The organism is Altererythrobacter sp. KTW20L, assembly GCF_023501975.1.
Lineage (GTDB): Bacteria > Pseudomonadota > Alphaproteobacteria > Sphingomonadales > Sphingomonadaceae > Alteraurantiacibacter.
Genome location: NZ_JAMFLH010000011.1, coordinates 125153 through 146724, shown reverse-complemented (window position 1 = coordinate 146724; position 21572 = coordinate 125153). Strand labels below are relative to the sequence as shown.

General features: G+C 64.2%; 29 protein-coding genes and 1 tRNA gene. 10 read left to right on the top strand and 20 right to left on the bottom strand.

Annotated features, from left to right (window positions below):
- Window positions 1-27: 27 nt before the first annotated feature.
- Window positions 28-846, bottom strand: coding sequence for an LD-carboxypeptidase (locus M3P36_RS12415; RefSeq protein WP_249703958.1), 819 nt, complete (start codon window positions 844-846; stop codon window positions 28-30).
- 55 nt (window positions 847-901) lie between these two features.
- Between M3P36_RS12415 and M3P36_RS12410 the strand changes: the two genes are divergently transcribed.
- Complete coding sequence (locus M3P36_RS12410) at window positions 902-2323, top strand: glutamate ligase domain-containing protein (RefSeq protein WP_249703956.1); 1422 nt, start codon at window positions 902-904, stop codon at window positions 2321-2323.
- An 81-nt stretch (window positions 2324-2404) separates the two neighbouring features.
- On the top strand, window positions 2405-2707 hold the full coding sequence (locus tag M3P36_RS12405; protein ID WP_249703953.1) for a hypothetical protein: 303 nt from the start codon (window positions 2405-2407) through the stop codon (window positions 2705-2707).
- Here the strand turns inward: M3P36_RS12405 and M3P36_RS12400 are convergent.
- On the bottom strand, window positions 2704-3660 hold the full coding sequence (locus M3P36_RS12400) for a DUF808 domain-containing protein (RefSeq protein WP_249703952.1): 957 nt from the start codon (window positions 3658-3660) through the stop codon (window positions 2704-2706). The genes M3P36_RS12405 and M3P36_RS12400 overlap by 4 nt on opposite strands.
- Window positions 3661-3733: 73 nt before the next feature.
- On the bottom strand, window positions 3734-4255 hold the full coding sequence (locus M3P36_RS12395) for a DUF3237 domain-containing protein (protein ID WP_249703950.1): 522 nt from the start codon (window positions 4253-4255) through the stop codon (window positions 3734-3736).
- Between the two features lie 195 nt (window positions 4256-4450).
- On the opposite strand from M3P36_RS12395, the gene rpsF reads away from it, so the two are divergent.
- The 3 genes from rpsF to rplI are packed head-to-tail and all read left to right on the top strand — an operon-like array spanning window position 4451 to window position 5665.
- Window positions 4451-4816 carry a 30S ribosomal protein S6 gene (gene rpsF / locus M3P36_RS12390; RefSeq protein WP_249703948.1) on the top strand — a complete coding sequence of 122 codons (366 nt, stop codon included), beginning with the start codon at window positions 4451-4453 and terminating at the stop codon, window positions 4814-4816.
- Window positions 4816-5040, top strand: a complete 225-nt coding sequence (gene rpsR, locus M3P36_RS12385) for a 30S ribosomal protein S18 (RefSeq protein ID WP_249703946.1) — start codon at window positions 4816-4818, stop codon at window positions 5038-5040. The genes rpsF and rpsR overlap by 1 nt, the downstream gene beginning before the upstream one ends.
- Before the next feature lie 13 nt (window positions 5041-5053).
- Window positions 5054-5665: a 50S ribosomal protein L9 gene (gene rplI, locus M3P36_RS12380; protein WP_249703944.1), complete on the top strand. Its 612-nt coding sequence runs from the start codon at window positions 5054-5056 to the stop codon at window positions 5663-5665.
- Window positions 5666-5751: 86 nt separating this feature from the next.
- Here the strand turns inward: rplI and M3P36_RS12375 are convergent, their stop codons facing one another.
- The 10 genes from M3P36_RS12375 to M3P36_RS12330 all read right to left on the bottom strand — a co-directional run bounded on the left by M3P36_RS12375 (window position 5752) and on the right by M3P36_RS12330 (window position 12461).
- A complete protein-coding gene (locus M3P36_RS12375) occupies window positions 5752-6501 on the bottom strand; it encodes an alpha/beta fold hydrolase (protein ID WP_249703942.1) in 750 nt (249 codons plus the stop codon).
- 19 nt (window positions 6502-6520) lie between these two features.
- On the bottom strand, window positions 6521-7546 hold the full coding sequence (locus M3P36_RS12370) for an aspartate-semialdehyde dehydrogenase (protein WP_249703941.1): 1026 nt from the start codon (window positions 7544-7546) through the stop codon (window positions 6521-6523).
- 125 nt (window positions 7547-7671) lie between these two features.
- Window positions 7672-8043: a 50S ribosomal protein L19 gene (gene rplS, locus M3P36_RS12365; protein ID WP_249703938.1), complete on the bottom strand. Its 372-nt coding sequence runs from the start codon at window positions 8041-8043 to the stop codon at window positions 7672-7674.
- Between the two features lie 243 nt (window positions 8044-8286).
- Window positions 8287-8997 carry a tRNA (guanosine(37)-N1)-methyltransferase TrmD gene (trmD, locus tag M3P36_RS12360; protein ID WP_249703937.1) on the bottom strand — a complete coding sequence of 237 codons (711 nt, stop codon included), beginning with the start codon at window positions 8995-8997 and terminating at the stop codon, window positions 8287-8289.
- Entirely contained in the window at window positions 8994-9278 is a 285-nt protein-coding gene (locus tag M3P36_RS12355; RefSeq protein WP_249703935.1) for a hypothetical protein, read from the bottom strand. The genes trmD and M3P36_RS12355 overlap by 4 nt, the downstream gene beginning before the upstream one ends.
- Window positions 9279-9283: 5 nt before the next feature.
- On the bottom strand, window positions 9284-9790 hold the full coding sequence (gene rimM, locus M3P36_RS12350) for a ribosome maturation factor RimM (RefSeq protein ID WP_249703933.1): 507 nt from the start codon (window positions 9788-9790) through the stop codon (window positions 9284-9286).
- 5 nt (window positions 9791-9795) lie between these two features.
- Entirely contained in the window at window positions 9796-10320 is a 525-nt protein-coding gene (rpsP, locus tag M3P36_RS12345; RefSeq protein ID WP_249703932.1) for a 30S ribosomal protein S16, read from the bottom strand.
- A 35-nt stretch (window positions 10321-10355) separates the two neighbouring features.
- Window positions 10356-11825, bottom strand: a complete 1470-nt coding sequence (ffh, locus tag M3P36_RS12340) for a signal recognition particle protein (RefSeq protein WP_249703930.1) — start codon at window positions 11823-11825, stop codon at window positions 10356-10358.
- Between the two features lie 119 nt (window positions 11826-11944).
- Window positions 11945-12020 (bottom strand) — tRNA-Ala (locus tag M3P36_RS12335).
- A gap of 114 nt (window positions 12021-12134) precedes the next feature.
- A complete protein-coding gene (locus M3P36_RS12330; protein WP_249703928.1) occupies window positions 12135-12461 on the bottom strand; it encodes a TIGR02300 family protein in 327 nt (108 codons plus the stop codon).
- A gap of 223 nt (window positions 12462-12684) precedes the next feature.
- Here M3P36_RS12330 and aroA point away from each other — a divergent pair, with 223 nt between their 5' ends.
- Window positions 12685-14025 (top strand): 3-phosphoshikimate 1-carboxyvinyltransferase, encoded by a 1341-nt coding sequence (gene aroA, locus M3P36_RS12325; protein WP_249703926.1) that lies wholly within the window; start codon window positions 12685-12687, stop codon window positions 14023-14025.
- Here aroA and M3P36_RS12320 read toward each other — a convergent pair.
- Window positions 14022-14342 carry a DMT family transporter gene (locus M3P36_RS12320; RefSeq protein ID WP_249703993.1) on the bottom strand — a complete coding sequence of 107 codons (321 nt, stop codon included), beginning with the start codon at window positions 14340-14342 and terminating at the stop codon, window positions 14022-14024. The genes aroA and M3P36_RS12320 overlap by 4 nt on opposite strands.
- A 144-nt stretch (window positions 14343-14486) precedes the next feature.
- Here M3P36_RS12320 and M3P36_RS12315 point away from each other — a divergent pair, with 144 nt between their 5' ends.
- Window positions 14487-15122 (top strand): (d)CMP kinase, encoded by a 636-nt coding sequence (locus M3P36_RS12315; RefSeq protein ID WP_249703924.1) that lies wholly within the window; start codon window positions 14487-14489, stop codon window positions 15120-15122.
- Here M3P36_RS12315 and M3P36_RS12310 read toward each other — a convergent pair.
- Window positions 15088-15612 carry an Mpo1 family 2-hydroxy fatty acid dioxygenase gene (locus M3P36_RS12310; protein WP_249703922.1) on the bottom strand — a complete coding sequence of 175 codons (525 nt, stop codon included), beginning with the start codon at window positions 15610-15612 and terminating at the stop codon, window positions 15088-15090. The genes M3P36_RS12315 and M3P36_RS12310 overlap by 35 nt on opposite strands.
- Before the next feature lie 288 nt (window positions 15613-15900).
- Between M3P36_RS12310 and rpsA the strand changes: the two genes are divergently transcribed.
- The 3 genes from rpsA to gloB all read left to right on the top strand — a co-directional run bounded on the left by rpsA (window position 15901) and on the right by gloB (window position 18888).
- Entirely contained in the window at window positions 15901-17619 is a 1719-nt protein-coding gene (gene rpsA, locus M3P36_RS12305) for a 30S ribosomal protein S1 (RefSeq protein ID WP_249703919.1), read from the top strand.
- Window positions 17620-17720: 101 nt separating this feature from the next.
- Window positions 17721-18125: a GFA family protein gene (locus tag M3P36_RS12300; RefSeq protein ID WP_249703917.1), complete on the top strand. Its 405-nt coding sequence runs from the start codon at window positions 17721-17723 to the stop codon at window positions 18123-18125.
- A 1-nt stretch (window position 18126) separates the two neighbouring features.
- Window positions 18127-18888 (top strand): hydroxyacylglutathione hydrolase, encoded by a 762-nt coding sequence (gloB, locus tag M3P36_RS12295; protein ID WP_249703915.1) that lies wholly within the window; start codon window positions 18127-18129, stop codon window positions 18886-18888.
- 17 nt (window positions 18889-18905) lie between these two features.
- Here the strand turns inward: gloB and M3P36_RS12290 are convergent, their stop codons facing one another.
- The 5 genes from M3P36_RS12290 to M3P36_RS12270 all read right to left on the bottom strand — a co-directional run bounded on the left by M3P36_RS12290 (window position 18906) and on the right by M3P36_RS12270 (window position 21512).
- Window positions 18906-19496, bottom strand: coding sequence for a F0F1 ATP synthase subunit B family protein (locus M3P36_RS12290; RefSeq protein WP_249703913.1), 591 nt, complete (start codon window positions 19494-19496; stop codon window positions 18906-18908).
- Window positions 19489-19983, bottom strand: coding sequence for a F0F1 ATP synthase subunit B family protein (locus M3P36_RS12285; RefSeq protein ID WP_249703910.1), 495 nt, complete (start codon window positions 19981-19983; stop codon window positions 19489-19491). The genes M3P36_RS12290 and M3P36_RS12285 overlap by 8 nt, the downstream gene beginning before the upstream one ends.
- Before the next feature lie 99 nt (window positions 19984-20082).
- Entirely contained in the window at window positions 20083-20307 is a 225-nt protein-coding gene (locus M3P36_RS12280; RefSeq protein ID WP_048885460.1) for a F0F1 ATP synthase subunit C, read from the bottom strand.
- Between the two features lie 47 nt (window positions 20308-20354).
- Entirely contained in the window at window positions 20355-21113 is a 759-nt protein-coding gene (locus M3P36_RS12275) for a F0F1 ATP synthase subunit A (protein WP_249703992.1), read from the bottom strand.
- 81 nt (window positions 21114-21194) lie between these two features.
- A complete protein-coding gene (locus M3P36_RS12270) occupies window positions 21195-21512 on the bottom strand; it encodes an AtpZ/AtpI family protein (protein WP_249703908.1) in 318 nt (105 codons plus the stop codon).
- Window positions 21513-21572: the final 60 nt, after the last annotated feature.

Genomic DNA, 21572 nt, shown 5'->3' with positions numbered 1-21572 from the left:
CAGGGCGAGCGCCTAGGATTGCTCGGGCTATCGGGCAAGACCGAAGGGGACAATCCTGTTGGCAGCATCGTGCCCGATGTCGGCGCGTCCGAGGTAAGAAATGCCCGACTTGGCACACCAGTAGCGGGCGATCTCCTCGTCCGAATAGCCGAAGGGGCGGTCGTTCTCAGGCACCTCCGATATGCGTCCCAGCCTGATGCCGGCCACTGTCCGCAAGTGCTGGGTCACGTGGAAGAACAGGCGGTCCACGGCGTAAAGATGCTCGGCAACTTCCTCCACCAGCACCACGTGACCAGTAAGGTCGGGCATTAATTCAGTACCCGCCAGCATGGCCAGGGTCATAAGATTAAAAGCCACCGCAGGGCGCTCGTCCAGCCCGGGCTCAAGGCCGGACGGGTCCCCGGTTAAGTAGCCCAGCACGCGCCGCACCGCATCCTCGCCACCCTCGCGACGGATATCGCCAGCCAAAGGTCCGTGCACCGGCCTGCCGATGCCATGGCGAAAAAACGCGCCAAGCAAGGTCCCGCAGTCCGAATATCCGAGGAACGTCTTGTCCCGCGCCGCCGGACCCATCCCGGCAATCGCCTCGCCCACAATGCGGTTGGAGCCATAGCCGCCCATGGCGAACCACACCGCATCGACCGCAGGATCGTTCGCCACTTCGAGCAGGGCGGCAAGCCGGGTCGCGTCGTCCCCGGCAAAGTGGCCGTGTTCGGCAAAGCATTGCTCGTGAAAGTGCAGTTCCACCTGCGGAAACTCGCGCGCCGCCAGGTCCAGCACCGCATCGGCCCGTTCGCGCAGCAGCGGTTTTCCCGGACAGCAGAGAGCAATTGTCGTCGTCACCATGCCCCATCCCTAACATCCGCTTCACAAAGCGCCACTGCCAGAATAGGCGTAAGGCATGATCGCCATCCCAGACGAAACCCTGCTCACCCATCCCTTCTTCTTCGTCGGCATCGGCGGATCGGGCATGCTGCCCCTCGCCATGATCTTGCGCGGGATGGGGGCAGAAGTGGCCGGATCGGACCGCAGCTTCGACCAGGGCCGCACACCGGAGAAGTTCGCCTGGCTCCAGTCGCAGGGCATCGTCCTGCACCCGCAGGACGGCAGCGGTGTTGTCTCACCGCGGCAGGTGCTGGTGGCCAGTGCCGCGATCGAGGACAGCGTGCCCGAAGTCGCCCGCGCCATAGCTCTCGACTGCCCGCGCCTCACCCGCGCCGAACTGCTCAGCCGCCTGTTCAACGCCGCGCCCCATTCCATCGCAGTAGGCGGGACCAGCGGGAAAAGCACGGTGACCGGCATGATCGGCTGGATCTTGGAATGCGATGACCGCGATCCCACGATAATGAATGGTGCGGTGATGAAGAACTTCACCGATGCCGCCAATCCCTTCGCCAGCGCCAGGGTCGGCTATCACGGCACCTTCGTGGCCGAGGTGGACGAAAGCGACGGGTCGATCGACCTCTACAACCCCGGCGTCTCGGTGCTGCTCAACGTCAGCCTCGACCACAAGAGCATCGAGGAACTGCGCCGCCTGTTCGGCGATTTCGTGGCGCGCGGCGGCACGGCGGCGGTAAACTGGGACGACGAGGACGCGCGCTTCCTGGGCGAGCGGGCGAAGAAGCGAATTTCCTTCGCCATCGATCATCCCCGCGCCGACATCGGAATCGAACCGGGGACCATCCGGCAGGATGCCCGCAGTATCAGCGCCATCCTGGTGGACCGTCGGACCGACACGGCCCATTCCCTGCGCCTGCCCATGCCGGGCCTGCACAACCTGTCCAATGCCCTCGCCGCCATTGCCGGGGCCGTGGCGGCGGGTGTCGAGCTGCATGATGCGTCCACGGCGCTGTCGGGCTTCAAGGGTCTGGCGCGGCGGTTCGACATTGTCGGCACCAGTACCAAAGGCGTGACGGTGATCGACGATTTCGGCCACAATCCGGAAAAGTGCCGCGCGACCCTGCGCACACTGAAGGGCCAGCCCGGCCGGGTAATCGCCTTCTTCCAGCCCCACGGCTATGGCCCCTTGCGCCAGATGGGCCGCGAACTGGCGCAGACTTTCGCCCGCGAACTCGGCCCGGACGATGTGACCATCATGTGCGATCCGGTCTATTTCGGCGGAACGACGGACAGGACCGAAGGGACCGAACGCATCGTTTCGTTGATCCGCGATCATGGCGGAAATGCCGAACACTTGCCCACCCGCGAGGCTTGCGGTGACCGGATTGTCGAGCTGAGCCAACCGGGCGACCGCGTGGTCATCATGGGTGCGCGTGACGATACGTTGAGCCAGTTCGCGAAAGACCTGCTTTCGCGGCTCTAGCCTTACCTGCGCATTTACCCTGCTCGTTCGCCCTGCTTTCAGGCCCCTGCCCTAGCCACGGGTCAAGGCAAGGGAGCTGGCATGATGGTGAAAAGCTACCGCCCGGCGGGCGTGGGGATGGTTCCGGCGGAAGCGGGCACCTACCTGCTCAGCGCCTATTTCGACGATAACCAGGTCGATCTGGTAAAGGCAAACGTGCTCGGCTGGCAGGTCAGCTCGGAACGCGCGCTCACCCCGCTGGTGGTCGATCCACGCGCCGCCGACGTGGAACCGTGGTTCGTCGCCCATCCAGATGGCCGCGTGGAAGCGAGCGACGGGCGCTGTTGGGATTCGCTCGAACAATGGGTCGGCGAGGAGCGCCGCCTGCGCCGCAACGCGGCCTAGGCGCCCTGTTCCGCCTTCTTTCCGCCGAGGTGGAACACCTTGTGCAGCAACAGGGCAATGATCGAGCCCAGCGCCAGCCCGACTATGCCCGACAGCGCAGCATAGGTCAGCCAGCCCAGCACAGCGCCAAGCGCGCCGGTGGCAGCCTCCACAACGTGCTGAATATCGTGCGCCAGGTGCGTCAGCCCGCCCAGGCCCAGCTCCTCCAGCCCGTGCAGCACGATCCCGCCCCCGACCCACAGCATGGCTACGGTGCCAATCACCGACAGCGCGACCAGCAGCTTGGGCATTGCCAACAACAGCGCGCGCCCCGTGCCCTGCGCTGCGGGTGAAGGCTTCCGGGCCAGGTGCAGGCCGACATCGTCCATCTTAACGATCAGCGCGACGACACCATAGACGAGCACCGTGATCACGATGCCGACCACCGCCAGTACACCAGCCCTCGTCACCAGAGTTTCCGCCGCCACTTCACTCAGGGTGATGGCCATGATTTCAGCCGAGAGGATCAGATCGGTGCGAATCGCGCCGGATACCCGCGCCTTCTCGAAGGCCGCGACATCGGTAATGGGATCTTCAAGCGTCTGCCCGTGCTTTACGCCGCCGAGTTTCTCGATCACCTTTTCCGCGCCTTCATAGCACAGGAACAGGCCGCCCAGCATCAGCAGCGGGATGATCGCCCAGGGCAGGAACTCGCTCAGCAGCAGGGCACCCGGAAGCAGGAAGACCAGCTTGTTGATCAGGCTACCCCTGGCGATCTTGGCTATGATCGGCAGCTCGCGATCGGGCGTGAAACCGGTGACATAGGACGGGGTGACCGCCGCATCGTCGATCACCACGCCGGCCGCCTTGGACCCCGCCCGGCCCGCGGCCATGCCGATATCGTCAACCGATGCCGCCGCCACGCGGGCGATCACCGTAATGTCGTCGAGCAGCGCGACGAGGCCGGTAGCCATTACAATACCTCGGGGGAAAAGTTATCCGGCAACAGCCTTGCCGTGAAGCGAGCCCCACGGCAAGGCGCCCCGCTCAGTTCGACCGGTAAACCGTGATGACCACCGCCGGGACTTGCGCCGCCGGGTCGAAACCCAGCGTACCGATATAGCCGCCCTGCGACAGGTATTCGTACTTGCCCAGCGGCGCTTCGAACACCGGGCTGGTACGGACCGGGCGCGGAGTGCCATCGGCGGCAGGTCCGCCGCACAGCACGCCCGAATTGACCACGTTGATCACCACGCCATCGTCGGTCCGCAGGAAATAGTCGGCGATGATCTCGGTACAGCCATCGGCACGATCGAGCTGCCAGTCCCAGCCCATCGGCAGGATTTCGCCGCGGATGCCCGGCCCTTCGAAGGTGCCGCCGGTGATCGGGATGATGCGGCGGGTACCGCGCGAGGTCTCACCCACCGTGAGCGCCTGCCCCAGGGTAACGGTGGAACGGTAAAGCAGTTCGAGGCCGGGTTCGGCGGGCGGCGGGGGCGGCCCCGGCTGCGCGGACGCACCGCTTGCCAAAAGGAGCATTCCGGTCGTAGCGAACAGGGCACGCAGCATATTGATCTCTCCACAATGTCGCCCACTTGCTAGCGCGGCTTGCGTTCGTGGGCAAATCGTCTATGTGCCCCTCTTCCGCGGGGCCGACGGGCCCCGTGGAAACCGGATTTACCGGGAAAGAAGAAAGCCGGAGGGGCCCCCGCGATCCGCGCGGGATAAGCCAGCGATCGGCATGGACATGAAAGGAAGCGTGACATGGCTCTTTACGAGCACGTGTTTCTCGCGCGTCAGGATCTGAGCCAGGCTCAGGTCGATGCGCTGGCTGCCGGCACCACGGAAATCGTGGAAAGCATGGGTGGCAAGGTCGTCAAGACCGAAACCTGGGGCCTGAAGGGCCTCGCCTACAAGATCGACCGCAACCGCAAGGCGCACTATGTGCTGCTCAACATCGATGGCCCGGGCACCCTGGTCGCCGAGCTCGAGCGCCAGAACCGCATCAACGAAGACATCATCCGCTGGCTCACCATTGCGGTGGACGAGCTGGAAGAAGGCCCCTCGGCCATGATGCGCAAGGTTGACCGCGAGCGTAAGCGCCGCGACCCGCGTGAGGAGCGTAACTGATGGCCCGCCCGTTTTTCCGTCGCCGGAAGTCCTGCCCGTTCGCGGCCAAGGACGCTCCTGTCATCGATTACAAGGACGTGCGCCTGCTGCAGGGCTTCATGTCCGAGCGTGGCAAGATCGTGCCGAGCCGCATCACCGCCGTTTCTGCCAAGAAGCAGCGCGAACTGGCCCGTGCCATCAAGCGCGCACGCCACCTGGGCTTGCTGCCCTACATCGTGAAGTGAGGGGATAGGTCCAATGCAAATCATCCTCCTCGAACGCATCGAGAACCTCGGCACCATCGGTGATGTCGTATCCGTCAAGGACGGCTACGCCCGCAACTTCCTGCTGCCGCAGAAGAAGGCGCTGCGCGCCAACGATGCCAACCGCCAGGTGTTCGAAGCCAACCGCGAACGCCTCGAAAAGGAAAACGCCGACCGTCGCGCCGCTGCCGAAAAGCAGGGCGAGACTGTTGCCGGTGCTGAAATCGTGCTGATCCGTTCCTCGTCGAACTCCGGCCAGCTCTATGGTTCGGTCAACGTGCGTGACGTGGCCGATGGTCTCGTTGCCCTTGGTCACAAGGTCGACAAGCGCCAGGTCATCATGGGCGCGCCGATCAAGACGCTGGGCATGTTCGACGTGACCGTGCAGCTTCACCCTGAAGTGCAGGTGACGGTGAAAGCCAATGTCGCCCGCTCGGACGATGAAGCCGAACTCCAGCGCCAGGGTGTCGACGTGATCGGCAACCAGGCCGAGGAAGAGCGTTCAGAAACCGAAGGCTTCACCGAAGAACTCGATCCCAACCGCGAACTGGGCGAACTGCCCCCCGCGGAAGAGGAAGAAGAAGCGGCGGCCGAAGAGCAGGCCTGATCCGCTTCCCTCCCGGGAAACAAACGCAAAAGGGGCGCCATCCACACCGGACGGCGCCCCTTTTCGCATCAGGCCCGTGTTGCGGCCTAATCTTCTGACAGAAACTCCTCGATCGCCTGCCCCATGTCGGGCTTGGTCACGCTGCTCATATGGGTGCCGGGGATCAGCTTGAGGCGGGCATCGGGCAGCGCCTCGGCCAGAGCATGGGGCGAGCCGTTGTCGCGGTCATCCTCGCCGCATAGTACCAGCGTGGACATGGTGATGCGCGACAGGCCAGTCGGATCGATTTCCATGTCCGATTCCAGCAGCAGCCGCGCCGCCACCCGGTCGATCTTCATGGTCTTCATGAACTGCACGGTGAAGAAGGCCGGATCGCCCTGCTTCACCTCCTCGAATCGATCGATGGCATCGATGAAGAAGGCCGCGCGCCGCGCCCAGTTGTCGAGGCTCTCCAGCCCCATCCCCGCCAGCACCAGCCTGCGCGGCACGAGTCCGGCAATCACTGCCGCCGCCGCCGTCCGCCCGCCCATCGAAAAGCCGACAAGGTCGAAATCATCAAGGCCAAGCGCGCCGACCACATGCTCGACATCGCGCGCCAGAACTCCCGCCGGATAGGCCGCCGGATCCTGCGGCGCACCGCTGTCACCGTGGGCGCGGTGATCCAGCATGATCGCCTCGAACCCGGCATCGGCCATGGCCTTCGCATGGCCGAAGCGGATCCAGTTCATATCGGCACTGGAGAAGAGGCCGTGGAGCAACAGCACCGGCCGCCCCCCGCCATCCTTCGGACCAATCCGGTGAATGGCGAGGGGCGTGCCGTCGAAGCTGTCGATCATTTCCACTTGCAGGAGAGTCCTAGCCCTTCTTGAGATGCCGCCGGCCCAGCAGTTCGGCGATCTGCACGGCGTTCAGCGCCGCGCCCTTGCGCAGATTGTCGCTCACGCACCACAGCACCAGGCCGTTCTCCACCGTCGGGTCCTCGCGCACGCGGGAAACGAAGGTGGCATAGTCGCCCGCGCATTCCACCGGGGTGGCGTATCCGCCGTCCTCGCGCTTGTCGATGAGCATGATGCCCGGGGCCTCGCGCAGGATATCCTGCGCCTGCTTGGCCGAAATCTCGTTCTCGAATTCGATGGAGATCGATTCCGAGTGGCCCACGAACACCGGCACCCGCACGCAGGTGGCCTGGATCTTGATCTTCGGGTCGAGGATCTTCTTGGTCTCGACCACCATCTTCCACTCTTCCTTGGTGGAACCGTCATCAAGGAACACGTCGATATGCGGGATCACGTTGAAGGCAATCTGCTTGGTGAACTTGCGCGGCTCGACCGGGTCTCCCACGAAGATCGCGCGGCTCTGTTCGAACAGCTCGTCCATGCCCGCCTTGCCCGCGCCGGAAACCGACTGGTAGGTGGACACGACCACGCGCTTGATCTTCGCCGCATCGTGCAGCGGCTTCAGCGCCACCACCATCTGCGCGGTGGAGCAGTTGGGATTGGCGATGATGTTACGCTTGGTATAGCCGTCAATCGCATCGGGGTTCACCTCGGGCACGATCAGCGGCACGTCGGGATCCATGCGATAAAGCGACGAGTTGTCGATCACCACGCAGCCTGCGGCTGCCGCACGCGGGGCGTGGACCTTGGTGGCATCGCTACCAACGGCGAACAGGGCCATGTCCCATCCGGCAAAGTCGAAGTGCTCCAGGTTCTGGCACTTGAGCATCTTGCCGGTTTCGCCGAACTCGACTTCGCTGCCCTGGCTGCGCGACGAGGCGACCGCCGCCACTTCGTCAATCGGGAAGGCGCGCTCGGCCAGGATGGCGAGCATCTCGCGACCCACGTTGCCTGTCGCGCCTACTACTGCAACTCGATAACCCACTTGTTTCTCCATTCTCGGATAACTGTTCGACCGGGCGCAATGGGCCCGGGACATGCAAAAGGGGCGGCTCCGTCAGCACGGAACCGCCCCTTTGATTTCCTGCGCCGAAGCGCGAATTCAGGCGATTACTGGCTAACGGTATCGCGACGCTCCGCAATACGAGCGCGTTTGCCGGTGCGGCCGCGCAGGTAATAGAGCTTGGCACGCCGCACGATGCCGCGGCGCACCACGGTAATCGCATCGATGCTGGGCGAGTAGAGCGGGAACACGCGCTCCACGCCTTCGCCGAAGCTCATCTTGCGGACGGTGAAATTGCTGTTGATGCTGCGGTTCGAGCGGGCAATCACCACGCCTTCGAAGTTCTGCACGCGGCTGCGCGTACCTTCGACAACCTTCACACCCACGCGCACGGTATCGCCGGCGCGGAAATCGGGAATGTCCTTCCCTTCGCTGAGCGCGCTGATGGCTTCTGCCTCGAGCTCCTGAATAAGACCCATGGTCCCAATCCTTATTTTTCGCCGCGCACCAGAGGCAGGCTGGCCCAGAACGCCCCGTTGGCGTTCCTGAAAGACCGGCCTGCGTGACCGTTGAAGCGCCCGGCCCATGCCGATGCGTCTGATAGCCTGCTCCCCCGATCGCAGCACTTAAGGGAACAGCGCCAAGTACGGAGCCGGTTGCCCGGTCCGTTTTGGAAGGCGCGCCCTAGGCTGGAACGGCCCGCGATGCAAGGGCGAACTGCGTCACTCGAGACCTGGTTTCGACGCCTTCGCGCGATCCCATAGGTCAGGTCGGCGCGCTCGCGTATCCGCCTCGGCCCGCGCCTTGCGCCAGGCGGCTATTTTGGCGTGATCGCCCGACCGGAGCACGTCGGGAATGGCTTCACCTTCCCATTCGACAGGCCGGGTATATTGCGGATATTCCAGCAGTCCGCCCTCGAAGCTTTCCTCCACCCCGCTGTGGCCTGACCCCATCACGCCGGGCAGGAGGCGCACACAGGCATCGAGAATGGCCAGCGCGGCAGGCTCCCCGCCGGACAGGACGATATCGGCCAGGCTCACTTCCTCGACCTGGCGCCCGGCGAAGATCCGTTCGTCGAACCCTTCGAACCGGCCGCACAGCAGGATTGCCCCGCCCCCTGCCACCAGTTCGCGCACGCGCGCCTGGGTGATCGGCTTGCCGCGCGGGGTCATCGCCAGAACAGGTACGCCGGGATTGGCCGCCCGTGCATGATCGATGGCAGCGGCCAGCACATCTGCCTTGAGCACCATCCCCGCACCTCCGCCCGCCGGCGTATCGTCGACGGTGCGGTGCTTGTCTGTCGCAAAGTCCCTGATCTGCACGGTGTCGAGCGACCACGCGCCCTCTTCCAGTGCTCGCCCGGCCAGCGACAGGCCAAGCGGGCCGGGAAACATCTCGGGGTAAAGGGTAAGGACGGTGGCGGAGAAAGTCATTTGCGCCGACGCGCGCCAAGCAGGTGGCCCACCATGCCAAGGCCGAACCCGCACAGCAGCGCCATCGACCCGAACACAACTACTGCCAGCGTACCGAACGGCGCGGCGCTGTCGCTCGCGTGCAGCACGGCGACCAGCAGTCCGAAGGCTGCCAGCATGGGCACTGCGGCGAGCATGGCGGCAAATGGCGCGGGCATGGCCGGGCGCAGGCGGGCGAACGCAAAACCTGCCAGCAAGGGCAGCGCGAAAGCGAGCGCAATCCAGGCGAGTGTCGAACCCATCGCTGTCAGTCTTCAGCGAAAGCGGCGACGATCACAAGCCGCGTTTCATCCCATTCGGGCACGGCATCGGCACGCATGGGCACCATGAAGCGCTTGGGCTTTTCGCCCTCTGCCGCCGGACGCTCAATCTCGATTACGTCGCCCGCGCCGTAATTGTCGATGGCGATGACCTTGCCCAAGTGCTCGCCGGCATCCGATACGGCGGCCAGGCCGAGCAGGTCGGCGTGGTAATACTCGCCCTCGGCCAGGGGCGGCAAGGCGGTGCGCGGGACGGTGAGCGTGGTGCCGCGCAGCTTTTCCGCCGCGTTGCGATCGGCGATCTCGGCAAAGCGGGCGATGGCCCCGCCCTTGGTATCATCGCGCAGATTCTGCAGCGTGAGGGCGCCGCCGTTGAACACCTTGTGCGGCTTCAACGAGGCGACGCCATCGGCAAACAGCTTGAGGCGAACCTCGCCCGTCACGCCATGCGCGCCACTGATGGCAGCAAGCGTAACGGGCGTATCCTTGGCCAAACGGATTACTCCGCCGGCTTTTCTTCGGTGGCTTCCTCGGCAGCGGGTGCTTCCTCGGCTGCAGCTTCTTCAGCAGCAGGAGCTTCCTCGGCTGCAGGAGCTTCTTCAGCAGCAGGAGCTTCTTCTTCCACGGCCGGTGCAGCGGCAGCAGCAGCGGCTTCTTCCTCGGCGGCCTTGGCGGCTTCCTCGGCTTCGGCAGCCTTGGCAGCGCGGTCTTCAGCGCGGGCCTTGGCAGCGGCGCCCGGCTCACCCTTCTTGAGGTTCACCTTGGCATCGCGCTCGCGAATGCCAGCCACGTCGAGGAAACGCGCCACGCGGTCCGACGGCTGCGCGCCAACGCCCAGCCAGTAGCGGATGCGGTCTTCCTTCAGGGTGACACGGTTGTCGTCATCCTTGGCGAGCATCGGGTTATAGGTGCCGACCTGCTCGAGGTACTTGCCATCGCGCGGGCTGCGGCTGTCCGAAACCACGATCCGGTAATAGGGACGCTTCTTGGCGCCACCGCGCGAAAGCCGAAGAGAAACTGCCATGATGTGTTACCTTTCCAATTCAATTATCTGAAATATCATTTGTTCTTGAGAAAATTCTGCAGGTCTGGCGGAAGTCCGCCCTGGCCGCCACCGGGCAGGCCGTGGAGCCCGCCCCCGCCGCCGGGCATGCCACCACCGCCGCCCATTCCGCCGCCACCGCCGAACAGCGAGGCGAGGCCCTTGATGCCGCCCATCTTGCGGATCTGCTTCATCGCGCGACCCATTTCCTGGTGCATCTTGAGCAGCTTGTTGATGTCCTGCACCGATGTGCCCGAGCCTGCCGCCACGCGCTTCTTGCGCTTGGCATTGAGCAATTCGGGTTTGGCGCGCTCTTTCGGTGTCATCGAGCCGATGATGGCATCCATGTGCAGCAGGACCTTGTCGTCCACCCCGCTGGCATCCATCGCCGCCTTGGCCTTCTTCATGCCGGGCATCATGCCCGCCAGCATGCCGAGGCCGCCCATCTTCTGCATTTGGTTCAGCTGCATGCGCAGGTCGTTCATGTCGAACTGACCCTTCATCATGCGCTGCGCGACCTTGTCGGCCTCGTCCTTGTCGATGACCTCGGCGGCGCGTTCCACCAGCGACACGACATCGCCCATGCCAAGGATCCGGTCGGCCACGCGGGCCGGGTGGAAGCGCTCGATCGCGTCGAGCTTTTCGCCGGTGCCGGCAAACTTGATCGGCTTGCCGGTGACGGCACGCATCGACAGCGCCGCGCCGCCGCGGGCATCGCCGTCCATGCGGGTGAGCACCACGCCGGTCAGCGGCACTTCACCGCTGAAGCTCTGCGCCACGTTGACCGCGTCCTGGCCGGTCAGGGCATCGACCACCAGCAGCACTTCAGCTGGGGTGGAGACCGAGGCAACAGCCTTCATCTCGGCCATCAGCGCGGCATCGACGTGGAGGCGACCGGCGGTGTCGAGCATCAGCACATCGACATTCTGCAGCCGCGCGGATTCGAGAGCGCGACGGGCAATATCTACCGGCTGCTGGCCCACCACGATCGGCAGGGTGGCAACCTGGACCTGCTCGCCCAGCACCTTCAACTGTTCCTGCGCCGCCGGACGGTTGACGTCGAGCGAGGCCATCAGGACCTTCTTGCCGTGCTTTTCGCGCAGCAGCTTGGCGATCTTGGCGGTGCTGGTGGTCTTGCCAGATCCCTGCAGGCCGACCATCATGATAACGGCAGGCGGCCGCACATCGAGGTGCAGGTCCGATTCCTCGCCGCCCGCATCCTCGCCGCAAAGCATGGCGACCAGTTCGTCGTTGACGATCTTGACGACCTGCTGGCCCGGCTTGACCGACTTCAGGACCGCGGCACCAACGGCCTTTTCGGTCACCTTGTTGATGAAGTCGCGGGCGACAGGCAGGGCCACGTCTGCTTCGAGCAGGGCAACGCGGATTTCGCGCATGGCCTCGCGCACGTCGGCCTCGCTCAACGCCCCCCGGCCGCGCAGGCGGTCGAAGACGGATCCGAGATTGCCAGACAGCGTATCGAACATGCGCTTTGCCTTTGCTCCAATCGGCCAAATGCCAAAAACGCCGGCGGACGATACTCGTCAGCCAGCGGTTAATTCGGTCAACGTGCCCAAGGGGGCGCGATGTCTTTCAATTCAACGAATGGTGGAGCCTAGCGGGATCGAACCGCTGACCTCTACAATGCCATTGTAGCGCTCTCCCAGCTGAGCTAAGGCCCCGTTCCATTCTTGTTCCTCACCCTGGGAGGTGAGGAAGCGGCCCAATATGGCCGTTCCGGACGAAGCGCAAGGGCAAATTTTCACCACCCGCGCTTCGCCGTGCAACTATAGCGATCAAACGTCGTCGTCGCCGTCCTCGCCCTTGCCGGTATCGACGCCGAGGTCATCGTCACCACCAAGGTCAACATCGTTGTCGGGCGAATCCTCGCCATCGTCGATGTCTTCCAGATCATCATCGGCCAGGTCGGAATCGGCTTCCTCCAGCTCCTTCTCCTTCTTCACTTCCTCGAAGGGGATGGGCTGCTTGGACTTGAGCACCGGTTCCGGCGTCCACTGGTTGCCGCATTCGATGCAGGTTACCGGGTCTTCCTTGCCCAGGTCGTAAAAGCGTTCACCGCACTTGGGACAGCTGCGCTTGGCGCCCCACTCTGGCTTGACCATGTTAAAAATCCTCAGTGTCGCCCGCCGCGTAAGTGGGAGGCGGAAATGTCGATGCAATAAGCTGGAAGCGCCCCTTTCCCGATTCGCCACCCGAAATCAAGTGGCGCATCGCGGGGCAGGCCCTCCAGCATGGGGCAGCATGTGGCACAGGTCGCGCGCCTTGCCATGGGGACATGGCGCTGGCAAGGACGCCGCGCCCCGCTCTGTTGCGAAAGTCCACGCCTTGTCCGCTTCGTCTTCCACCTCCCCGCAACCGCGCCGTTTCAATGCCACCGGTCCGCTGACGGGCACGATCCGTGTGCCGGGTGACAAGTCGATCAGCCACCGATCGCTGATGCTGGGCGCGCTGGCCGTGGGGGAGACGCGGGTGTCGGGCCTGCTGGAAGGCGAGGACGTGCTGGCCACGGCCGCCGCCATGCGGGCGATGGGCGCAACGATCAACCGCGAGGCTGACGGTACATGGTCGATCCACGGCGTTGGCGTGGGCGGCCTGCTGCAACCGGCCGAGCCGCTCGACATGGGCAATTCCGGCACCTCCACGCGCCTGCTCATGGGCCTTGTTGCCAGCCACGCGATTACTGCCACTTTCGTTGGTGACGCCAGCCTGTCGAAGCGCCCGATGGGCCGGGTGATCGAGCCGCTGACCATGGTTGGCGCGGAATTCGACGCAAGTGAAGGCGGCCGCCTCCCGCTGACCCTGCGCGGTATCTGCCCCGCAGTGCCGATCACCTACCGCCTGCCGGTAGCCAGTGCCCAGGTGAAGAGCGCGGTGCTGCTGGCCGGGCTCAACACCGCCGGGATAACCACGGTGATCGAGCCCGTGCCCACGCGCGACCATTCGGAGCGGATGCTCAAGGGGTTTGGTGCGGACCTGACTGTAGAAGAGGTGGATGGCGAGCGGATCATCACCCTGCGGGGCGAGGCGGAGCTCAAGCCGCAGACAATCGTGGTGCCGGGCGATCCCTCGTCGGCCGCCTTCTTCGTGGTTGCTGCGCTGATCGTCCCCGGCAGCGACGTGCTGATCGAGAATGTCGGCCTCAATCCCACCCGCGCCGGGCTGTTCGCAGTGTTGCGACAGATGGGAGGCAGCATCGAGGAAGTGAACCCGCGTGAAGTGGGCGGCGAGCCGGTGGCCGACCTGCGGGTGCGGCACTCGGCGCTGACCGGCATCGCGGTCGATCCCGAACTTGCGCCCAGCATGATCGACGAATTCCCCGTGCTATTCGTCGCTGCAGCCTTAGCATCGGGCACGACCACGACGAGCGGCCTCGACGAGCTGCGCGTAAAGGAAAGCGACCGGCTCACTGCCATGGCCGAGGCGCTGACCGGCGCTGGTGCCCGCGTGGAAGAGCGCGAGGACGGGCTGGTCATTCACGGGACTGGTGGCTCCCCCTTGCGCGGCAGCGCCAACAGCCGTGCCAAGACCCACCTCGATCACCGCATCGCCATGTCGATGGCGGTTGCCGGCATGGCCAGCGAAGCAGGCGTGCTGGTTGACGACATCCGCCCCATCGCGACGAGCTTCCCCAACTTCATCGCCTTAATGGAAAGCCTCGGCGCCTAAACGGGGCTTGATATCTTCATCAGCACCAGCCCCGAAACGATCAGCAAGGCGGCAAGCACGCGCGTGGCGGTCAGGGCCTCGCCCATCACCACGATGCCGACGATAAAGGCCCCGACCGCGCCGATTCCGGTCCAGATCGTATAGGCCGTGCCCAGCGGCAGCGAGCGCATCGCCAGCGACAGCAGGCCGAAGCTGAATATCATCGCCACGATCGTCACCACGGCCGGTCCCGGCTTGGTGAAGCCGTCGGACAGCTTCATCGAATAGGCCCAGACCACTTCCAGCAGGCCGGCGAAAAACAAGAATATCCAGGCCAGGACAGCCTCCTTGTGAAAGATTGCTGCCGGGCCGTCCCGGACTTGATCGCGAATGGTTGCGCGAGAGGACGTGGCCTCTGGCCGGACAGATAGGGTGGGCCTTGGCTGTTCTCAACCCGGCATTTGCCCGCTAGAGGCCGTACGATGATCATCGCAGTCGACGGACCAACCGCCTCGGGCAAGGGCACCATAGCCAAGGCGCTCGGGCGTCATTTCGGCCTGCCGCACATGGACACAGGGCTGCTCTATCGCGCGGTCGGTTATCAGGTCGCGCTGAATGGCGGCGATCCGGACAGCGAAGCCGATGCCCTGGCCGCCTGCAATTTTCCGGAGGAACTGCTCGGCCATCCCGATCTGCGCAGCGAAGCGACCGGCGGGCTGGCGAGCCGGGTTTCGGTCCATCCGGCAGTGCGCGCGGCGCTGCTGGCGCGGCAGAGGGACTATGCCGCCCTGCCCGGCGGAGCGGTGCTCGACGGGCGCGACATCGGCACGGTGATTTGCCCCGCTGCCGAGGTAAAACTTTTCGTCACCGCCAGTGTGGAGGCGCGGGCACTGCGCCGGTGGAGCGAAATGCAGCAGCGCGGTGAAAGCCACACCTTGGCCGAGATCGAAGCCGACCTGAGGAAGCGGGACGAACGCGACCGGACCCGTGCGACAGCTCCGCTGGTGGCGGCGGCAGATGCCGTGGTTCTCGATACGTCCGAACTGGACAAGGACCAGGCGATTGCGGCGGCGATCGAAGCGGTCAACGCCGCCACCGGGCAGCAGCCCTGCCCCTAGCCGGTAGCCTCGACCTCGCACTTGAGTTTTTTGCCAATCCCAGCGCGAAAAGAGCTTCCACCACCATGAACAGCGGGCCGACAAGGAAGCTGCGAAGATCGTCGGCGAAAGCAGGCTTCCTTCCCTCGTAGTGATGGCCAAGGAACTGCAAGGCCCAACCCGCCACGAACAGGGCAATTCCGCCGCCCAGCCATGCGGCGTCAGAGATGGCAGCAATCGCCTTGCCCAGCGAGATGAACACCGCGAGCAGCACTGTCATCAGCAGGCCGAACTTGGTATCGAGTTGCAGATACCACAGCGCGGCGAGCGCGGCCGCAACGATGGCAGGACTTGCGGCAAAGCCCAGCAGCGGCATTTCGAAAGCCGGTCTTGCAAGCAGCACCGTAATTGCGAGCACAATCATGGGTATGCCCAGGGCATGGGTCAGAACATTGCGGCCATCGCGGTGGAATTCGCCATAGCGGACGAGGCATTTGGCAAGGGGTGACATCGGCAGGTCCTCTTTCATCCCGCAGAACAGGCCAGCGCGGCTTCCAAGTCAACCGTACGAGGCAATATCGACCGCTTTCCCTTGCTTTCGCGCCCCCTTTCGCCTAGGCGCGCGCCTGTCCATTGGGCCCGCTTTTACCGGCTGGCTCGCGGGATGCCGCGAAAGGCATTCGGTCTTCGCGGCAGTTCGGCCTCTTGGCCCGCCCTTCGCAATGGTGCGACAGGCGGAGAAAGACCGGCGGATACAACCGCCTGGCCGGTAAATTGATGATACGGGAATTCCAACCTTATGGCATCTACTGCCAACCCCACCCGCGATGATTTCGCGGCTCTCCTTGATGAGCAGCTCGGCGGCGCCGAGGGCGGCTTCGAAGGCCGCGTAGTCAAGGGCACTGTCACCGCCATTGAAAACGGCTTTGCCGTCATCGACGTGGGCCTCAAGTCCGAAGGCCGCATCTCCCTGCGCGAATTCTCGCGCGGCGAAGACGAGCATGGCCTGGTTGTCGGCGGCGAAGTCGAAGTCTTCGTTGACCGCGTCGAGAACGCCGACGGCGAAGCAATGCTCAGCCGCGATCGCGCCCGCCGCGAAGCCGCCTGGGACAAGCTCGAAAACGAATTCGGCGAAGGCAAGCGCGTCGAAGGCCGCATCTTCGGCCGCGTCAAGGGCGGCTTCACGGTCGATCTCGATGGCGCCGTGGCCTTCCTGCCCGGTTCGCAGGTCGATATCCGCCCCGTGCGCGATGTCACCCCGCTGATGGACATGCCGCAGCCGTTCCAGATCCTCAAGATGGATCGCCGCCGCGGCAACATCGTGGTTTCGCGCCGCGCCGTGCTGGAAGAAACCCGCGCCGAACAGCGCAGCGAGCTGATCGAAGGCCTGGCCGAAGGCCAGATCACCGATGGCGTGGTCAAGAACATCACCGATTACGGTGCCTTCGTTGACCTGGGCGGCATCGATGGCCTGCTTCACGTCACCGACATGAGCTACAAGCGCGTCAACCACCCGAGCGAAGTGATCGAGATCGGCCAGACCGTGAAGGTCCAGATCATCCGCATCAATGCCGATACCCAGCGCATCAGCCTGGGCATGAAGCAGCTGGAATCGGATCCGTGGGAAGGCGTTGCCGCCAAGTACCCGGTCGGCGCCAAGATCAGCGGCGTGGTGACCAACATCACTGAATACGGCGCCTTTGTGGAACTGGAAGCGGGCATCGAAGGCCTGGTCCACGTTTCGGAAATGAGCTGGACCAAGAAGAACGTCCACCCGGGCAAGATCGTCTCGACCTCGCAGGAAGTCGAAGTGATGGTGCTGGAGGTCGATTCCGACAAGCGCCGCATTTCGCTCGGCCTCAAGCAGGCCCAGCGCAATCCGTGGGAAGAATTCGCCGAAACGCACCCCGTGGGCAGCCAGGTCGAAGGCGAAGTCAAGAACGCCACCGAATTCGGCCTGTTCATCGGCCTGCCGGGCGACGTGGACGGCATGGTCCACATGTCCGACATCGCCTGGGGCATTTCGGGTGAAGACGCCCTCGCCCTTCACCGCAAGGGCGAGATGGTCAACGCCATCGTGCTCGACGTGGATATCGAGAAGGAGCGCATCTCGCTCGGCATGAAGCAGCTCGAAAAGGGTGCTCCGGCAGCCGGCGGCGCGACTTCGGCTGCTGGCGGCGGCGCTGGCGGCGTGAAGAAGAACGAGGTCGTCACTGTCACCGTTCTCGAAGTGCGCGATGGCGGGCTCGAAGTGCAGGTTGGTGATGACGGCGCGACCGGCTTCATCAAGCGCTCGGACCTCGGCCGCGACCGTGACGAACAGCGTCCGGACCGCTTCCAGGTCGGCCAGAAGCTCGATGCCCTGGTGATCGGCTTCGACCGTTCCAAGAAGCCGAACTTCTCGGTCAAGGCGCGCCAGATCGCCGAAGAGAAGCAGGCCGTGGAACAGTACGGTTCGTCCGACTCGGGTGCCTCGCTGGGCGACATCCTGGGCGCCGCGCTCAAGAAGGGCGAGTAAGCCCGACCCGTCGCACTTGCGGCACAAGGATATGGCCCGTCCGCTCAACAGAGCGGGCGGGCCTTTTCTTTTGGGGGCCGGTCCGCGTATAAGATGACGGCATGATTGCCCAATGCCAGTGCGGCGCCCTCACAGCCACAATTGCCCCCGGCGCGGAAGGTGCGCTGGTCATGTGCCATTGCGTCGATTGCCAGCGGCGCAGCGGATCGCAATTCGGATCGATCGCCTATTATCCCGCACAGGCAGTGACACTGTCTGGCGAGGCGCGCGAATTCACCCGCCCGACGGACAACGGCTACAGTTTCACCAACGGGTTCTGTCCCCTTTGCGGCAGTTCGGTCTACGCCCGCGCCAGCCGCACGCCCGACAGAATCGGGGTGATGGCCGGAGCCTTTGCCAACCCCGCGCTGGGCCAACCGTTGCGTTCGGTCTATGAGCAGAGCCGCCATCACTGGATCGACCTGCCGGTAGAAATGGCGCATTTTCAAGCCGGAAGGGAAGGCTAGAATGTCATTATCCGTCCACCAGTTCCCCTGCCTGTCCGACAACTACGGCTACCTGCTGCACGATACCGACAGCCATGAGACCGTGTGCATCGATACCCCCGATGCCAAGGCCTGCATGCTCGAAGCGGATATGAAGGGCTGGCGCATCACGCAGATCTGGAACACCCACTGGCACCCTGACCATGCGGGCGGCAACGCGGCGATCAAGGCCGCGACCGGATGCACCATCACCGCGCCTGCTGGCGATGCGGCGAAGATCGAAGGGATCGACCGCACGGTGGACCAGGGCGACACGGTCATGCTTGGCGAGCACCAAGCGCGAGTGCTGAATGTCGGCGGGCATACCATGGGCCATATCGCCTATCACCTGCCCGACGCTGGCCTGGCCTTTGTGGGCGATGCCCTGTTCGCGCTGGGTTGCGGGCGGATGTTCGAGGGCACGCCGCAGCAGTTCTGGAAGTCGCTCAGGCGGTTGCGCGATCTGCCGCCGGAAACGATGATGCACTGCGCGCACGAATATACCCAGGCGAACGCCCGCTTCGCACTCCATGCCGATCCCGACAACGTGGCCCTGCAACTCTACGCCGATGACATCGCGTCGGCCCGCGCCCGGCACCAGCCGACCGTGCCCTTCCCGCTCGCCCGCGAGCTGGAGACTAACCCCTTCCTGCGCGCCGACAACGAGGACATGCGCAACCGCTGGGGTGGGGCTTCGGCAGAGGAGACGTTTGCCAAGCTTAGGGCGGCGAAAGACAGCTTCTAGCGCCGTCCGCCAAAACGTCAGATCGCGGCGATCACCTTGTCGGCCATGGCGGCATCGGCGGCGGCATCGTGGCGCTCGGCGATAAGGGCAGCGGCGGCAGCGGTCGAAGCGTCGGCAGCGCGGGCGCGCAGGTCGGCCACGGCCTGGCGTTCAGCTGCACCGATCTTGTCGCGGGCCATCTGTTCGCGCCGCGCGATCATCGCGGCTGTATCGGTTTCGGCCTTGGCCACGATGGCATCGGCTTCGACGCGCGCATTGTCGAGCATTGCCGCAGCATCGGTTTCCGCGCCCGCGATCTTTGCGGCATATTCGGCGCGCAGTGCTTCGGCCTCAGCGCGCAGGGCCTTGGCTTCATCGAGATTGCGACGGATCTCGGCGATCTTGCCGTCGAGACCGCCAGCAATGGTCTTGTGGACCTTGAGGCCGGCAAAGGCGATCAGCAACAGGGCTGCCATCGACAGCGAAACCCACTGGTAGGGCTGGAGGCCGAGCAGTTCTGGCTGGGGATGCGCAATAGCCGGATCGGAAGCGACGCCGGTGAAGGCCTCGCTTTCCTGCAGTTCGGACTGTTGGGGACCGGCGACGGGGGTGTCGGACAGATTAGCCATGAGCCATCGCCTTCTTCACGGCGGCTGCTGCCGCAGTCTTGGTCACTTTCACCCCGGCAAGCCGCGCGGTGATATCCTGTGCGGCTTCGGCAGCTACTGTTTCAATCTCCACAGCCGCTTCATTGCGGGCAACTTCGATCCGCGCCTCGGCTTCGGCCGACATCGCGTCGATTGAAACCTGCGCGGTCTTGAGGCGGGTTTCGGTTGCAGAGGCGGCCTTGGCCTTGGCCTCCGCTACCACGCCCTGCGCCGCAGCCCGGTTGGCGTTCTCACGAGCACGCCATGCCGCTTCCTGCTCGTCAGCCGCATCGCGCGCAGCCTGAGCCGCAGCCAGGTCGCTGGCGATCTGGCTGTCGCGCTGGCCCACGGTGTCCATGACCTTAGGCAGCATGGTCTTGCCGACCACGACATAGACGAGGCCGAAAATGATCAGCAGCCAGAACAGCTGGCTGGACCAGATTTCGGGCAATTGGGCGATCTGTGGCATGGACGGATTCCGTCTGTCAGCGCGAAAAGAGTGGCGGCAGGTCTGGCCCGGCCGGGCAACTCAGCAAATTGCCAAGCGCCCGGTCGGGAAAAGCAATCGTCAGACGAACAGGATGATCATCGCGACGACGAAGGCGAGCAGGCCCAACAGTTCCGCCGCGGCGAAACCGATGAACAGGCGGCCCTGCTGGCCGTCGGCAGCACCCGGGTTGCGCAGCGCGCTTTCCAGGAACGAGCCGAAAACGTTGCCCACGCCCAGCGCGGCCATGCCGGCACCGATTGCGGCGAGGCCCGCACCGACCATCTTGGCAGCTTCGAGATCCATGAGATTATCCTTTCAAGTGAATTCGTTGGAAGTAGATGTTGAGAAACTCAGTGCAGGTGCTCGGCGTCGTTGATGTAGAGCGACGTCAGCAGCGCAAAGACATATGCCTGGATACCGGAAACCAGGATTTCGAGGGCGCAGATGGCGATCATCAGGACGAAGCTGGGGATGCCGACCAACACGCCGAAACCAAGGCCCGCACCCCACCCGCTGATGACGAAGCTGGACAGCACTTCCAGCAGCACGTGCCCGGCCATCATCGCCACGAACAGTCGCAGGGCCAGGCTGAAGGGGCGGAACAGGAACGAGATGAATTCGATCGGCGCGATGATGATCGCCATGACCAGCGGCGTACCCTTGGGCACGAACAGGCTGAAGAAGTGCAGGCCGTGCTTCCAGAAACCCACGATCAGCACGATGGCGAAGCTCATGATCGCGAGCACGCCGGTTACGGTGAAGTGGCTGGTGAAGGTAAAGGGGTGCACGCCCACCAGGCCCAGCGGCATCAGGCCGAGCAGGTTGGCAAACAGAATGAACATGAACAGGCTGAAGACATAGGGCACATACTTCTTGCCCTCCTTGCCGATGTTCGCTTCGACCAGGTTGTCGATGAAGCCGGTGAAGCTCTCCACCGCCATCTGCCAGCGACCGGGGACGAGCTGGCGCTTCATGCCGCCAAGCATAAACATCCACAGCACGACCGCGGCGATCACCATCCACATGGCCGAATTGGTGAAGGCGATGTTGAAGCCTGCGGCTTCCCAGCCCGCGGAACCGAACATCGGCTCCACGGTGAACTGGTGCATCGGATCGACTTTCGCCGGTTCAGGAGCCAGTTGCGCTGCCACTTGTTCTTCGCTTCCTTAAACTCGCAAAACCGGCTCCCCCTATTCGGAGGGTCGGCTCGAAATCCGGATGATATTCCTGAAGGCGACCACAATTCCGAGGAACAGGCCGATCAACAGGCCCCATGGGTTGGTTCCGGTCAGATAGCCAATGGCATAACCGATCACCGCTCCCCCCAGGAGCCCTCCGAGAAGATCCGCCAATGCGCGGTTGCCGCTGCGATAATTCGCATCGGCCCCCGTCATCTGCGGACGGTTGCGCTCCTCCTCGCGGCCCTGGGCGGCTTTGAGCCGCGCCTCGAGCGCGTCGATTCGCGCATCCTCCTCGATGGGTTCCCGGACAGGTTTCTCGTCGCTCATGCCAAGTCCCTTAAACGAAGGATTTGGCATGGGCAAACCAGCACCCTGCCATGGGCGCCG

Excerpts from the sequence above, each read along its gene's own strand:
- M3P36_RS12415 (WP_249703958.1), bottom strand. The coding sequence starts at position 846 with ATGGTGACGACGACAATTGCTCTCTGCTGTCCGGGAAAACCGCTGCTG.
- M3P36_RS12410 (WP_249703956.1), top strand. The coding sequence starts at position 902 with ATGATCGCCATCCCAGACGAAACCCTGCTCACCCATCCCTTCTTCTTC.
- M3P36_RS12405 (WP_249703953.1), top strand. The coding sequence starts at position 2,405 with ATGATGGTGAAAAGCTACCGCCCGGCGGGCGTGGGGATGGTTCCGGCG.
- M3P36_RS12400 (WP_249703952.1), bottom strand. The coding sequence starts at position 3,660 with ATGGCTACCGGCCTCGTCGCGCTGCTCGACGACATTACGGTGATCGCC.
- M3P36_RS12395 (WP_249703950.1), bottom strand. The coding sequence starts at position 4,255 with ATGCTGCGTGCCCTGTTCGCTACGACCGGAATGCTCCTTTTGGCAAGC.
- rpsF (WP_249703948.1), top strand. The coding sequence starts at position 4,451 with ATGGCTCTTTACGAGCACGTGTTTCTCGCGCGTCAGGATCTGAGCCAG.
- rpsR (WP_249703946.1), top strand. The coding sequence starts at position 4,816 with ATGGCCCGCCCGTTTTTCCGTCGCCGGAAGTCCTGCCCGTTCGCGGCC.
- rplI (WP_249703944.1), top strand. The coding sequence starts at position 5,054 with ATGCAAATCATCCTCCTCGAACGCATCGAGAACCTCGGCACCATCGGT.
- M3P36_RS12375 (WP_249703942.1), bottom strand. The coding sequence starts at position 6,501 with ATGATCGACAGCTTCGACGGCACGCCCCTCGCCATTCACCGGATTGGT.
- rplS (WP_249703938.1), bottom strand. The coding sequence starts at position 8,043 with ATGGGTCTTATTCAGGAGCTCGAGGCAGAAGCCATCAGCGCGCTCAGC.
- trmD (WP_249703937.1), bottom strand. The coding sequence starts at position 8,997 with ATGACTTTCTCCGCCACCGTCCTTACCCTTTACCCCGAGATGTTTCCC.
- M3P36_RS12355 (WP_249703935.1), bottom strand. The coding sequence starts at position 9,278 with ATGGGTTCGACACTCGCCTGGATTGCGCTCGCTTTCGCGCTGCCCTTG.
- rpsP (WP_249703932.1), bottom strand. The coding sequence starts at position 10,320 with ATGGCAGTTTCTCTTCGGCTTTCGCGCGGTGGCGCCAAGAAGCGTCCC.
- ffh (WP_249703930.1), bottom strand. The coding sequence starts at position 11,825 with ATGTTCGATACGCTGTCTGGCAATCTCGGATCCGTCTTCGACCGCCTG.
- M3P36_RS12330 (WP_249703928.1), bottom strand. The coding sequence starts at position 12,461 with ATGGTCAAGCCAGAGTGGGGCGCCAAGCGCAGCTGTCCCAAGTGCGGT.
- M3P36_RS12315 (WP_249703924.1), top strand. The coding sequence starts at position 14,487 with ATGATCATCGCAGTCGACGGACCAACCGCCTCGGGCAAGGGCACCATA.
- M3P36_RS12310 (WP_249703922.1), bottom strand. The coding sequence starts at position 15,612 with ATGTCACCCCTTGCCAAATGCCTCGTCCGCTATGGCGAATTCCACCGC.
- rpsA (WP_249703919.1), top strand. The coding sequence starts at position 15,901 with ATGGCATCTACTGCCAACCCCACCCGCGATGATTTCGCGGCTCTCCTT.
- M3P36_RS12300 (WP_249703917.1), top strand. The coding sequence starts at position 17,721 with ATGATTGCCCAATGCCAGTGCGGCGCCCTCACAGCCACAATTGCCCCC.
- gloB (WP_249703915.1), top strand. The coding sequence starts at position 18,127 with ATGTCATTATCCGTCCACCAGTTCCCCTGCCTGTCCGACAACTACGGC.
- M3P36_RS12290 (WP_249703913.1), bottom strand. The coding sequence starts at position 19,496 with ATGGCTAATCTGTCCGACACCCCCGTCGCCGGTCCCCAACAGTCCGAA.
- M3P36_RS12285 (WP_249703910.1), bottom strand. The coding sequence starts at position 19,983 with ATGCCACAGATCGCCCAATTGCCCGAAATCTGGTCCAGCCAGCTGTTC.
- M3P36_RS12280 (WP_048885460.1), bottom strand. The coding sequence starts at position 20,307 with ATGGATCTCGAAGCTGCCAAGATGGTCGGTGCGGGCCTCGCCGCAATC.
- M3P36_RS12275 (WP_249703992.1), bottom strand. The coding sequence starts at position 21,113 with ATGCACCAGTTCACCGTGGAGCCGATGTTCGGTTCCGCGGGCTGGGAA.
- M3P36_RS12270 (WP_249703908.1), bottom strand. The coding sequence starts at position 21,512 with ATGAGCGACGAGAAACCTGTCCGGGAACCCATCGAGGAGGATGCGCGA.